The organism is Dissulfurispira sp., assembly GCF_036745535.1.
Classification (GTDB): Bacteria; Nitrospirota; Thermodesulfovibrionia; order Thermodesulfovibrionales; family Dissulfurispiraceae; genus Dissulfurispira.
Window position 1 is genome coordinate 33398 of record NZ_DAIOFX010000007.1, and the last position, 11581, is coordinate 44978.

The following is an 11581-nucleotide window of genomic DNA, read 5'->3' on the forward strand; positions in this document are numbered from 1 at the left end:
ATTACTCCACAGGCGTTACAACTGCCATTACAACGAGCCTTTCACCCTTATCAGCCCTGAATCCGTGAGGAACCAACGGGTCGCAGAGTATGGCAGTCTTTTCATCCGCAACGATCTCCTCGTCTCCGACGATAAATGTCCCCTTGCCTTCAACGCAGTACATCATCAACCTTAACGGCGCCTTGTGAGGCTGCAATGCTTGCCCTGCCTCAAGGCACATCAATGCAACACGCATCTCGGGCTTGTCAGAAAGCATTTCCCTTGAGATCTTGTCAGGGTAAAATTTTATAAGCTTTTTAAGATCGATTACTTCCATAGAATCCTCCTCTTTAAGTTGTTTTTATAAATTTAGCATTGAATAGATCATAAAACAATGATATTCATCATAATGCCTAAAGATTTTTATGATTTAAATCATGGTGCTATAATTTGATTATATCTATATTAAAAACTAAGGAAGGTTTTTATGGATAACACACAGAGAGATTATGAGATTTCAGATGAAGACCTCAGGGCTGCCCTCAAAGAAATAAAGACATACGTGGATATTACCGAGGAAGACCTGAAGAAGATTTATTCCATCGCCTTAAGGCATGCAAAGGAAAGGCTCGCCTCCAAAATCCCTGTCAGTGATGTAATGACGAAAAATGTGATAACTGTTAAAAAGGATGCGGATATTCATGAAGTATCAAGACTCCTTTCAGAAAATAAAGTCAGCGGTCTGCCTGTTGTGGATGACGAAAATCACGTTATCGGTGTTGTTACAGAGGCGGATGTCCTTTCTATGACTGGAATGAAGCACGGGCACACATTTAAGGACATCATAAGGCATATCCTTGGAGAGCCTCTGCCGGAGCGAAAGGCTGGCAGCAGGGTGGAAGATGTGATGACATCTCCTGCAATAACAACAAAACCTGATGCAGATATAAGGGAAGTGGCAAGGATTCTTGATGAAAGGAGGATCAAGCGACTTCCTGTAGTGAATGAAGAAAACAAACTCATAGGAATAATCTCGAGGGCAGACATAGTTAGAGCAACAGGAAAAAATGAATATAAGCGAATACTTTTCAAAGATGAAGGGCGGTGCAAAGAGCCCTCCAGGAGTCGGTTTAACAGAGATGCTCTGGTCATGGCTCGGCGCTGTGATAGGTATCGGCATTTGCGGCTATCTCTCCTCAAAGTATTTTGAGCCGAGGGATTTGACATTGATAATTGGCTCATTTGGTGCGTCTGCAGTGCTTGTTTATGGCGCAATCAAAAGCCCCCTTGCCCAGCCGAGAAACCTTATCGGAGGCCATATAATATCAGGGCTTGTTGGCGTTGCATGCTATCAATTGTTCGGTGATGTTATATGGATGGCCGCTGCCCTCGGCGTATCCCTTGCCATTGTGGCGATGCTTGCTACAAAGACGGTTCACCCGCCTGGCGGTGCAACTGCATTGATTGCCGTTATAGGAGGCAAAAAGATACATGACCTCGGTTTTTTGTACGCATTTTTACCTGCCGGAGCAGGTGCTCTTATTTTATTAGTTGTTGCGCTTCTGGTTAATAATATTTCTAAGAACAGAAGGTATCCGGAATACTGGCTTTAACTTTCAATCATTTAATCTGTCCCAGAAGTTCTTTGTCAGTGCTCTCTTTTCATTCAGAGAGCTTAGGATTTTTTTTTCGTCCATATCCATAAAGTTAGCAAGGCTCTGCACGATGGTGCTACCCTCTTTTAGAAGGGATTCATTCCTTAGCCTGAGCATGGTTTCGATGGTCCTGTAAAACATATAAGTCTCTTTTAACATTATTGCATCGCTATTCTTCAGTATGCCGCTTTTGTCGAGGCGGTTAACTGCATCAAGGGTTCCCTGAACAAGTATCTGCGGGTTGTCCCTGCATTTTTTAAGCTGCAGATACTGAATGATAAACCCAAGCTCCTCAAGGCCGCCGCTTCCAAGCTTTATATCATAAGTGCCGGGGACTTCCTTTGATAGTTCTTTTTGAATCCTTTCCCTCATTTTTTTTATGTCGCTTGCTGTTATTTCACTGCCCCTTTCCATTAAAACCTCTCTTCTCAGCTCCATGAATTTGAAATTTGAAATTTGAAACTTGAAATTACAGATGGGTCTTGCCTTTAAAAGTGCCTGAAGTTCCCAAACCTGTGCATGCTTCAGGTAATAATCCCTGAGGCCTTTCAGAGAGCTTACAAGCGGCCCCTTGCTGCCTTCGGGTCTCAGGCGGGTGTCAACCCTGTATGCTATCCCATCCTTTGTGTATGACATGCAGAGCCGCAGCAACTGCTCTGCTGCCTTTATATCTGCTTCTGCTGGTTCGTCAGATGTTATAAATATCAAATCGAGATCGGAGTTGAAAATAATCTCCCTGCCTCCCAGTTTCCCGAAGGCAACAATATTCAATGAGGTCCCGTGCCGTTCAAGCAGTGCTGATAAGATTACATCCGCTGCTTTGCTCAGGGTCTTCATGAGTTCTATGACATCTATTTTCCTGTCCATGAAAAGAAGTCCGAGTTTTATCTCCACAAACCTTCTGAGCAGTCTTATGGCCGTGGTTTCACCGTGTCTTTCTATCAGGATATTTAATTCATTCTTCAACTCCCTCGATGACTTTTTCCTTATCTCGCCTTCGACAATGGACTCGATGTATTCAGGACTGCCCATAAGCATCTTTGACAGATATTCGCTTTGCGAGAAGATAAAATTTAGTACGGAGATCATTTCAGGTCTTTGTGTTATGGCTTCAAGATAGGATTCCTTTGAGGCCAAAATGCTCGAAAAATCGACTAACTGGAGCAGGGCGAGGTCAGGGTTTATACCCTTGATCGCTTCATCCACAAATCTCGGAAGAATATCCTCGAGGAGCCTCCTTCCCCTTATTGTCTGGAAGGAGTATATATTGTTCCTTATCCTGGTGAGATGGTGCATGGCCCTTTTCATATCCGTTATCTTCGTCTTTGAAAGCTCTTCTGCCATGAGGTGTTCAACAGGTGTTTCCATATCCCAGAAAATGCTGCTCAATAAGCCGTGAGGCGGTTCTTTTCTGGATTCCAAAAGTGAATCGTATATTGTCCTTACTTTATGTCTTCTCCTGTTAAGCTCTGATAAAAATGCCGACCTGTCTGGAAATCCCATCTTTTTTCCGAGGATATCCAGTTCCATGTCGCTGGATGGAAGGGCATGTGTCTGGATGTCGTTCAATTGTTGGAGCCTGTGTTCAAGTGTTCTTAAGAATATATAATTGTCCAAAAGCTGGCCGAAGTCTTCATAACCTATAAATCCCTTTTGCAGGAGTTTATGTAAGGCCTTGAATGTACTCCGCTCCCTTAAAGACGGCTCTTTGCCTCCATAGATCAACTGGAATATCTGTATGAAAAATTCTATTTCCCGTATGCCTCCATAGCCCCGTTTTATATCCCTGCTCAACGTTCCTGCTTTTATCTGCTCAACCTGTGACTTCATCCTCCTGATTTCGTCAATGGCCTCAAAGTCAAGGTATTTTCTGTAGACAAAGGGCCTTATTGTATTCAAAAACTCCTGTCCTAACTGCATGTCTCCTGCTATCGGCCTTGCCCTGAGAAGTGCAGCCCTTTCCCATAACTGCCCCCATGATTCATAGTATTCCTCGTAACCTCTTAACGACAGGACTAAACTGCCGCGCTGCCCCTGAGGTCTTAATCTCAAATCAACCCTGTAGGCAAAGCCGTCCTCTGTATTTGCGGAAAGAAACCGTGTGTATTCCTCAACAAGCTTTGTGTAATACTCGAAGGCAGAAATTTTGTTTATGGTCATGCCATGAATGGTTGATATGCCGCTTGTTTCTCCTTCTTCTTTATAAACAAAGATTATGTCCACATCAGAACTGTAATTAAGCTCCAGAGCACCCAGCTTTCCGAGGGCTATTACAGCAAGGGAATTGTTTTCAGGAGCACCATATCTCAGCTTGAGAAAGGGTTCTGCAAAATCTAATGATTCCCATAAAATTGCATCGGCAAGATTGCTCATATCAAGCATTATCTCCTGAAGCTCTGCCAGCCTAAGAATATCCTTCAGTGTGACAATCAAAAATTTATTTTTCCTGAAATTGCGAATTGCCTTCATGCCATCATTTATGGAATTACAAGAGGAAAGTGATTCCTTTAATTCAATCCGTAGCTGTTTAGTGTCAAAGGATATATTGAGATTATCAATGGCATAAAACAATGCCTCGGGACTTTTGATGCAGTAATTGGCGAGGAACTGGCTGTATGAGAAGATAGTGGAAACTTCAGTTATGCGGGCATTCAATTTTTCTGCATATTCTGGATTTTCCGACAGGAATGATTGTATGTTCTTTTTTGCCCTTTCAGGATCAGGGAGATCATAGTTCATAGCTGATGGTTGATAGCTCATGGTAATAAAAATAATACCATGAACTACGAGATGCGAGCTAACTGAAATTTATGCGCTTAATCTCGCCATAACCTCGGATCAAGGGCGTCCCTCAATCCTTCTCCAAAGAGGTTGTAGCTGAGCACAGTGATAAGAATTGCAATGCCAGGGAAAAGGGATAGCCACCATGCTATCTCTATATTGTCCTTCCCTGATGTGAGCATATTGCCCCAGCTGGGTGTAGGAGGCTGAACCCCTATGCCGAGAAAACTTAAAGCCGATTCCACCAGTATTGCGCTTGCCACGCCAAGAATAGCAGAAACGAACACGGGAGCCATGCTGTTTACCATGATGTGTCTTAAGATTATTCTCATATCGCTTGCCCCCAGCGCCTTTGCAGCAAGGACAAATTCCCTCTCTTTCAATGATAGAAATTCTGCCCTTACAAGTCGTGCTACTCCCATCCATGATGTAAACCCTATAACTATCATAATGTTCCAGATACTCGGCCCGACAAAGGCAATGACAGCAAGGACCAGAAAGAATGTCGGAATAGAAAGCATTATATCAATAAACCGCATCATTGCTCTGTCGGTCCAGCCGCCATAGTATCCTGATACCGCACCGAGCAGCATGCCTGTAATTGTTGCTATGCCTGCGGCAATAAAGCCGACTGCCAGTGATATCCGGCTGCCATACAGCATTCGTGATAAAACATCCCTGCCGAGATCATCGGTTCCAAGGGGATGCCTCGCGCCCGGAGGCTCAAGGATGTGTTTTCTGTCAATATCGTTGGGATTAAAGGGAGAAATGAAAGGCGCAAGCACCGCAATAACAAAAAGGACAACCACGATAACTCCACCTGCCACTGCAAGTTTATTCCTTTTAAACCTCTTCCAAAATATCTTCATATCTTACTTCACCCTTATCCTCGGGTCTGCGAGCATGTAGCCGATATCTGCCAGCAGGTTTCCTATCAATGTCAATATTGCCCCGATTGTCAAAATACCCATTATCAGCGGATAATCCCTTGTCATTACACCCATAAAGAAGAGCTGGCCCATGCCCGGAATGCCGAATATATTTTCGAATATAACACTTCCGCCGATGAGTCCGGGGACAGAAAGTCCGAGCAATGTGATGATAGGCAAAAGCGCATTTCTCAGGGCATGTCCGTATATAACCCTCTTTTCGGATAATCCCTTTGCCCTCGCTGTTGTAACATAATCCTGTCTCAGCACCTCAAGCATGCTGCCCCTCATGTATCTTGAAAGACCCGCAAGACCTCCAAAGGAGGAGACAAAGACAGGGAGCAAAAGATGAAGGGTCCTATCCCATATCTTCTCCATGAGTGTCAGCGAGTCATAGTTCATGGACTTAAGCCCTGATATTGGAAGCCAGCCAAGATGCACCCCAAAAAGCATCATCAGCAGGAGGGCAAGCCAGAATGAAGGTATGGCGAAGCCTATGAAGACAGATGTGGTTGTAATCTTGTCATACAGTGAATATTGATGAGTTGCAGAAGATATGCCGACCGGTATCGCAATGATAAAGATTATAAGCATGGAAAGCACATTGATCAGGAACGTGATAAACAGCCTTCTTTCAAGGAGAGGCTTTTTCGTATCCCATATCCTTTCCATAACAGGTCTTCTGTCGCCTGAGAAGGATTCGCCGAAATCCAGTTTTACAATCCTTTTAAGCCACATGCCGTATTGAACTATTATTGGCTTATCGAGCCCATAGTATTTTTCGAGCTTCAGCCTTGCCTCGGGCGTGATTTTGGGATTCAGCTCTGTGAGTATGTCTGTGGGCTTTCCAGGGGCAAGGTGGATAATAAAAAATGAAAGCAGTGTAATCCCAAAGAGTGTTGGGATCATCTCGAGGAGTCGTTTAATGAGATAGGTCAGCATCTTCAGGGCTCTATTCTGTATCTCTGGAGTTTTTCCGGCACATACCATTTAGGGAGATTATAACTTATACCTATAGGCGAAGGCTTGATGCCTTTAACCCTCGAATGTACGATCGGAATTGCATCAGGCACGTACAGAAAGACATACGGCAGGTCATCGGCAAGTATTTCCTGGATTTTATAGTATGCCTTTTTTCTTTCTTCTATATCGAATGTCCTCCGGCCTTTTTCGAGGAGCGTGTCTACCAATGGATTGCTATAGCTGACAAAATTAAATTCCTTTTCCCTCGTTTTGCCGGAGTGCCAGATATCATACTGGTCAGGGTCAAGGCCGATGCTCCAGCCGAGTATGACCGCCTCAAACCGTCTTTTATCGATAAACTCGTTGATGAGTGTGCTCCATTCAAGCAATCTGATCTCCACTTTTATGCCTACCTTTGCAAGTCTCCATTGAATAATAGTAGCTGTATTGATTCTCAGGCGGTTGCCCATATTGGTAAGAATAGTGAATTGGAATGGCTTGCCGTCCTTTTCTATAATTCCATCTCCATCGGTATCTTCCCATCCTGCTTCTTTCAGAAGCCTTTTTGCCTTCCCGGGGTCGAATTCATATTTTTTTACATCTGGATTGTACGGCCATGTGTTTGGAACATAAGGACCCGTAGCAGGGCTGCCAAGTCCAAAGAGAACAACATCAATGATTTCGCTTTTATCTATGGCATGCGCTATTGCCTGCCTCACACGCTTATCTTTGAACCATGGATGCCTGAGATTAAAACCCATATAGGTATAGCTGAATGCAGGGTAGCGGAATTTCTGAAAGTTTTTTCTGAAGAAATCGGTATCGGTCTGTTTCGTATACTGAATCGGCGTAAGTCCCATCATATCGATTCCCCCTGCCTGCAGCTCTAAAAAAAGCGTTGCCGGGTCAGGTATCACCCTGTAGATATATCTGTCTATATATGGCCTCCCATCGAAATAACTCCTGTTTGAGTCAAGCACCACCTCCTGACCCGAAACCCATTTCTTAAGCTTGTAAGGACCTGTCCCGATGGGATTTCTTCCAAAATCGCTTTTTGTTATATCCTTGCCTTCAAGTAGATGTTTGGGAAGAACAACCAGATTCCCCCACGATGTGAGTGCAGGCGCAAACGGTTTTTTATACGTAACCCTGAATGTGTATCTGTCAAGGACTTCGAACTTCTTGACCTGCATGTAATCCTCTTTGTAAGGCGTTGGTGTTTTTTCATCAATAATGGTCTTGTACCCAAACATCACATCGTCTGCTGTAAATTCGACTCCGTCAGCCCATTTGACTCCCTTTTTCAAGCGAAAGACAATAACCATGCCGTCGGATGAGATAGTCCATGACTCTGCAAGGTCCCCTATAACGCTCAGGTCTGTGTGATATTTTACAATGCCGTTAAAAATCATTCCTGCCACGCTATGAGAAGCGCTATCGCCCGCAAGCATGGGAATGAGAGTGCTTGGCTCGCCTATGGTACCTTCTATAACGGCATCGCCATATGTTGCAGTTTCCTTGGGTTCTGTCTCTCTTCCCACAAGGTCTCTATGCGTAAGGTGAATAACGGTGAATGTTATAAGGGTTATTCCGAATATAAGTGGAATCATCAATAAAAGGCGTTTGAAGATATATGAAAGCATATATGTAAATTAATGGATGAAAGGATTAAAGTCAATATTACTGGGTTATTTTTATAATCCCACGTTGTATGGCAAATTTTAACAATCCGGAGCGGCCGTGTATGTCGAGCTTTTCGCTTATATTTGTCTGATGTGCAATGACTGTTTTTACGCTTATGTTTAACAGTTCTGCCATCTTTTTATGAGTATATCCCTCTGCTATCAGTTTCAAGACCTGCTTTTCCCTGTCGGTCAGTTTTTCATAAGGGTCTTCCACCATTGTCTGCCTGTCTTTGCCAAGATAGCCTGCAACAACCTCCGAAGTAATTGATGAATGGAGATATAATTCTCCCCTGTTGATGGCCCTTAAAGCTGCAATGAGGTCGCTTCCCACTGTCTTTTTAAGCAGGTATCCTGATACGCCGGCCTTTAAAAACCTTGATATGTATTCCCTATAGTATGTCAACATCTTAATTCACCTCCTTTCTCTGAATTTTCTCTCTTTCTTGATTAAAGGATAGACGATAATTAAACGGAATAAAATTGGAAGAACTTCCTATTTTGGTAGGAATTTTTTCGTATTTGGAGGTGAAAGTTATATGAGAGGCTACCGGATCATGCTTTCTGCAATCTTCAGCAGCTCCGGCGGGCTTGTCTTTGCCGTAACGGTCATTCTGTATTTATCCTCATCCCAGGAAATCCTGCTGCACGGCTCTTCGTTTTTGCACATGCCTGCCTCAAGCGCTACAGTCCGGCCCTTTAAAGGGTAACTGATTTTTTCTTTGATCTGAACCATTTTTATCTTCTCATCGGCTTTAAAGTTTTTGGAGCCTGCCTGGGATATAATGAGGGCAACATCTCCACTCCTGGCATGTTTAAACTCCATTACCACTGCGGTGAAGGGCTTTTTCTGTGCAAATATCTCTGACGGAGGCCATACAAAGCTCTGGGGGAAGTAATAAGGAATAAGGATTTCCCTGATGTTTAAATTTGATTTCACATCTTCGATGCTGTGATACCTCCTCATTGTATCTTTCTGGATCATCATGGGGAGATAGTTGAAAATCTTCAATGCTGCAATGAGTATTGCAACAGTTAAAACAAAATAAAAGAAATTGAGAAATTTTTTATTCATTTATTTTCCCTCCGAGATCCAGCGATAAGGATAAGTCAGAGACCCATCCTTATCGCTGGATTTGGATATCATACAACAAAATAGTTTATTCCCATGATTAAAATGACCGTTAACAAAAGCTTAAGCCATTCTCCGCTTGTTTTATGAATGCCTCCCTTTTCCAGTCTGTGGATCCTGGCCTCTATGTGGGCGTTATGGCTGTATTCTTCGATGGAATCCCTCATCTCCGAGAGTTTTTTTAGCTTTAGTGGATTGGCATCTTCGTTTTTATGATAGAGCTTTTTAAGGGCCCCGGACAAGGCATGGGGTTTTTGGGTTAAACTTACTGCCATATCATCGCATATCTTTTCTTCTTCCTGAACGAGCCTTCTGAATTCCAGAAGAGCCACAGGATTAAAGAACATGATTACCCTGAAGAGGAATACGGCTATGAGCAGAGGTTTTTTGTTTCTTGCTATGTGCGCCATCTCATGGGCGATGGCTGCCTGCAACTGCTCTTTGTTGAGAGTTTTTATGAGTCCTGTTGATATGAATACAGCGGCATTTCTGCCTGTTGTTGAAAAAAAGCACATAATCGTCATCCTCCAGTACGAGGATATCGGGCTTTTCGGCAGCCAAGTCAGCTAATGCCTCATTGACGACTGGATGTTCTTCATACCCTTCTGCTTCCACATCCGGATTTTTTTGATTCAAATGTATTTTTTAAAACCGGAATCAGTTCCTGAAATAGAAAGATTGCTGCTGTGATGAGCAGTATGGAAATGAAAAATATCCATAACGGCATGATTTCAAAAATTTCTAAATTGAGCCATCGGTTGATATCGAAAAGTGATTCCATCCTGAATGCTATGGAGTTTCTGTCAGGGTTTATTGCCTGATAACGGGGGAATGAAAAAACAGGCAGTAAGACCACTATGAGATGGAATCGCTGTCTTATTAAGGGATCGTTGATGTGCCAGATGTGCATTGCCCTGTTCACGACAACGAAGGCTATTATCGAATGGCAGAATGCCTGTGTCATAAACATGCCCAGATAGGAATTGAACAGGGAATTAAAAAAGCTGGTCATTCGTTATAGATTTCTCTCATCTCATCCGTATAACTTCCATCTTCATTATATATGAAAAAAGGCCTTTCTGTTTTAAGTCCTGCACGGCCTCCTTTTACTGCCTCTATCAATACCATTTTCGCTTCGGTAGAAATATTGGAATATATAAAGCGCAGACGTTTAGGCTCCATATTGTTCTCTTTCATGGCATCCATTATCTCTGTCAGCCTCTCTGGCAGATGTATAATGCAGAGTCTTCCGTGATGTTTTAAGAGCGTGGAGCTTGCTGTTACCAGATCTTTTAAAGAAAGTTTAATCTCGTGTCTTGCTATTGCCTTTTCATCACCGATGCTCAGACGGCCTGTTTTCACCTTTCTGAAAGGAGGATTTGAGACGACAAGGTCAAAAGCGGGGTAATGGAGTGATGGAGTGTTGGAGTGATGGGGAGGGTATGATAAATTTTTAATATCTGCTATTACTACTTTAACCCTATTACCGAGATTGTTTAGAACGACATTTTTCCCTGCGAGTTTTGCGAGGCTTTTTTGGAGTTCTATTAGTATGACTTCAGCATCCGGATATTTCTTTGCGAGGAGAATGCCTATAATTCCTGAGCCTGCGCCTAAATCAGCGATCTTTTTGACCCTCGGCAAATTAATGAATGAGAAAAGAAGGAGTGCATCCACTGAAAAGCGATAGCCGTTTTTGTTTTGATATATCTGGATGTCCCTTATGCTGTCGAGGGTAAGCATGAGTTTTATATAAGCAAGTGTGCAAATTACACAAATTCTTTCGATGTCTGTATAAAGATTAACACATGTCGCCTTTAGAGGACAATCGAGTAATTCCAGATTTTAAGGAGGGGATGAAATATGCTATCCTATGAATAATGCCTTGAAAAGGGAGGTGTTTATGTCTCGCCAGAGCGAACAGGTGCTTGCCGAAGCACTGAGTTTACCGCCGATTGAGCGCGCCGAGATTGTGGAAAAGCTTCTATCCGGTTTTGAGTTTTCGGAGCGACGGACCATTGATGAACTGTGGGCGAAAGAGGCTGAAAGCCGCATAGACGCCTACGAACAGGGCGAAATTGCTACAATCCCTGCAAAGGAAGTGTTTGAAAAAATAGAGCAGCGGAAAGGCTGATGAATATAACATTCCTTGCCCCAGCCGAAGCCGAATTGCTTGACGCGGTTGCTTATTACAATACTCAAAGTGAAGGACTGGGATACGAATTTGCCGCCAAAGTAAAGAGGACGATAGAACGGATTATCCAGTATCCTGAAGCATGGTTTCAGCTCTCAAAGCGCACCCGCCGTTGCCGGACAAACAGATTTCCATACGGCGTTATTTATCAGGTTAGAAGTGGTACATTGCTCATTTTTTTGCAGTCTTCTCTCTCATCTTTGATTGCTTTTTAGAAGTGGTACATTGCTCATTGTGGCGGTAATGCATTTGAGCAGAAACCCGCA

General features: G+C 43.2%; 14 protein-coding genes. 4 read left to right on the plus strand and 10 right to left on the minus strand.

Annotation, left to right across the window (positions count from 1 at the left end):
* Nucleotide 1: 1 nt before the first annotated feature.
* Entirely contained in the window at nucleotides 2–316 is a 315-nt protein-coding gene (locus V7L97_RS02950; RefSeq protein ID WP_333653295.1) for a cupin domain-containing protein, read from the minus strand.
* A 150-nt stretch (nucleotides 317–466) separates the two neighbouring features.
* Between V7L97_RS02950 and V7L97_RS02955 the strand changes: the two genes are divergently transcribed.
* On the plus strand, nucleotides 467–1189 hold the full coding sequence (locus tag V7L97_RS02955; protein ID WP_333653296.1) for a CBS domain-containing protein: 723 nt from the start codon (nucleotides 467–469) through the stop codon (nucleotides 1187–1189).
* Nucleotides 1119–1592, plus strand: a complete 474-nt coding sequence (locus V7L97_RS02960; RefSeq protein ID WP_333653297.1) for an HPP family protein — start codon at nucleotides 1119–1121, stop codon at nucleotides 1590–1592. Before V7L97_RS02955 ends, V7L97_RS02960 begins: the two co-directional genes overlap by 71 nt.
* Before the next feature lie 3 nt (nucleotides 1593–1595).
* Here the strand turns inward: V7L97_RS02960 and glnE are convergent, their stop codons facing one another.
* The 9 genes from glnE to V7L97_RS03005 form a co-directional block, all read right to left on the minus strand.
* Nucleotides 1596–4373, minus strand: coding sequence for a bifunctional [glutamate--ammonia ligase]-adenylyl-L-tyrosine phosphorylase/[glutamate--ammonia-ligase] adenylyltransferase (glnE, locus tag V7L97_RS02965; protein WP_333653298.1), 2778 nt, complete (start codon nucleotides 4371–4373; stop codon nucleotides 1596–1598).
* A 77-nt stretch (nucleotides 4374–4450) separates the two neighbouring features.
* The gene (gene opp4C, locus V7L97_RS02970; RefSeq protein WP_333653300.1) at nucleotides 4451–5284 is read right to left on the minus strand and encodes an oligopeptide ABC transporter permease; all 834 of its coding nucleotides are present in this window, start codon (nucleotides 5282–5284) and stop codon (nucleotides 4451–4453) included.
* A gap of 3 nt (nucleotides 5285–5287) precedes the next feature.
* Complete coding sequence (locus V7L97_RS02975) at nucleotides 5288–6286, minus strand: ABC transporter permease (protein ID WP_333653302.1); 999 nt, start codon at nucleotides 6284–6286, stop codon at nucleotides 5288–5290.
* A 2-nt stretch (nucleotides 6287–6288) separates the two neighbouring features.
* Nucleotides 6289–7917, minus strand: coding sequence for a peptide-binding protein (locus V7L97_RS02980; protein WP_333653303.1), 1629 nt, complete (start codon nucleotides 7915–7917; stop codon nucleotides 6289–6291).
* 70 nt (nucleotides 7918–7987) lie between these two features.
* The gene (locus V7L97_RS02985; RefSeq protein WP_333653304.1) at nucleotides 7988–8398 is read right to left on the minus strand and encodes a response regulator transcription factor; all 411 of its coding nucleotides are present in this window, start codon (nucleotides 8396–8398) and stop codon (nucleotides 7988–7990) included.
* 138 nt (nucleotides 8399–8536) lie between these two features.
* Complete coding sequence (locus V7L97_RS02990) at nucleotides 8537–9064, minus strand: hypothetical protein (RefSeq protein ID WP_333653305.1); 528 nt, start codon at nucleotides 9062–9064, stop codon at nucleotides 8537–8539.
* A 68-nt stretch (nucleotides 9065–9132) separates the two neighbouring features.
* On the minus strand, nucleotides 9133–9636 hold the full coding sequence (locus tag V7L97_RS02995) for a M56 family metallopeptidase (protein ID WP_333653306.1): 504 nt from the start codon (nucleotides 9634–9636) through the stop codon (nucleotides 9133–9135).
* 80 nt (nucleotides 9637–9716) lie between these two features.
* On the minus strand, nucleotides 9717–10133 hold the full coding sequence (locus V7L97_RS03000) for a hypothetical protein (RefSeq protein WP_333653307.1): 417 nt from the start codon (nucleotides 10131–10133) through the stop codon (nucleotides 9717–9719).
* A complete protein-coding gene (locus V7L97_RS03005; RefSeq protein ID WP_333653308.1) occupies nucleotides 10130–10864 on the minus strand; it encodes a tRNA1(Val) (adenine(37)-N6)-methyltransferase in 735 nt (244 codons plus the stop codon). Before V7L97_RS03005 ends, V7L97_RS03000 begins: the two co-directional genes overlap by 4 nt.
* A gap of 160 nt (nucleotides 10865–11024) precedes the next feature.
* Between V7L97_RS03005 and V7L97_RS03010 the strand changes: the two genes are divergently transcribed.
* The gene (locus tag V7L97_RS03010; RefSeq protein ID WP_333653309.1) at nucleotides 11025–11255 is read left to right on the plus strand and encodes an addiction module protein; all 231 of its coding nucleotides are present in this window, start codon (nucleotides 11025–11027) and stop codon (nucleotides 11253–11255) included.
* Complete coding sequence (locus V7L97_RS12850) at nucleotides 11255–11530, plus strand: type II toxin-antitoxin system RelE/ParE family toxin (protein WP_442891734.1); 276 nt, start codon at nucleotides 11255–11257, stop codon at nucleotides 11528–11530. Before V7L97_RS03010 ends, V7L97_RS12850 begins: the two co-directional genes overlap by 1 nt.
* The last annotated feature ends 51 nt before the right edge of the window (nucleotides 11531–11581 follow it).

Coding starts and splice junctions, on each gene's coding strand:
- V7L97_RS02950 (WP_333653295.1), bottom strand. CDS start 316: ATGGAAGTAATCGATCTTAAAAAGCTTATAAAATTTTACCCTGACAAG.
- V7L97_RS02955 (WP_333653296.1), top strand. CDS start 467: ATGGATAACACACAGAGAGATTATGAGATTTCAGATGAAGACCTCAGG.
- V7L97_RS02960 (WP_333653297.1), top strand. CDS start 1,119: ATGCTCTGGTCATGGCTCGGCGCTGTGATAGGTATCGGCATTTGCGGC.
- glnE (WP_333653298.1), bottom strand. CDS start 4,373: ATGAACTATGATCTCCCTGATCCTGAAAGGGCAAAAAAGAACATACAA.
- opp4C (WP_333653300.1), bottom strand. CDS start 5,284: ATGAAGATATTTTGGAAGAGGTTTAAAAGGAATAAACTTGCAGTGGCA.
- V7L97_RS02975 (WP_333653302.1), bottom strand. CDS start 6,286: ATGCTGACCTATCTCATTAAACGACTCCTCGAGATGATCCCAACACTC.
- V7L97_RS02980 (WP_333653303.1), bottom strand. CDS start 7,917: ATGATTCCACTTATATTCGGAATAACCCTTATAACATTCACCGTTATT.
- V7L97_RS02985 (WP_333653304.1), bottom strand. CDS start 8,398: ATGTTGACATACTATAGGGAATACATATCAAGGTTTTTAAAGGCCGGC.
- V7L97_RS02990 (WP_333653305.1), bottom strand. CDS start 9,064: ATGAATAAAAAATTTCTCAATTTCTTTTATTTTGTTTTAACTGTTGCA.
- V7L97_RS02995 (WP_333653306.1), bottom strand. CDS start 9,636: ATGTGCTTTTTTTCAACAACAGGCAGAAATGCCGCTGTATTCATATCA.
- V7L97_RS03000 (WP_333653307.1), bottom strand. CDS start 10,133: ATGACCAGCTTTTTTAATTCCCTGTTCAATTCCTATCTGGGCATGTTT.
- V7L97_RS03005 (WP_333653308.1), bottom strand. CDS start 10,864: ATGCTTACCCTCGACAGCATAAGGGACATCCAGATATATCAAAACAAA.
- V7L97_RS03010 (WP_333653309.1), top strand. CDS start 11,025: ATGTCTCGCCAGAGCGAACAGGTGCTTGCCGAAGCACTGAGTTTACCG.
- V7L97_RS12850 (WP_442891734.1), top strand. CDS start 11,255: ATGAATATAACATTCCTTGCCCCAGCCGAAGCCGAATTGCTTGACGCG.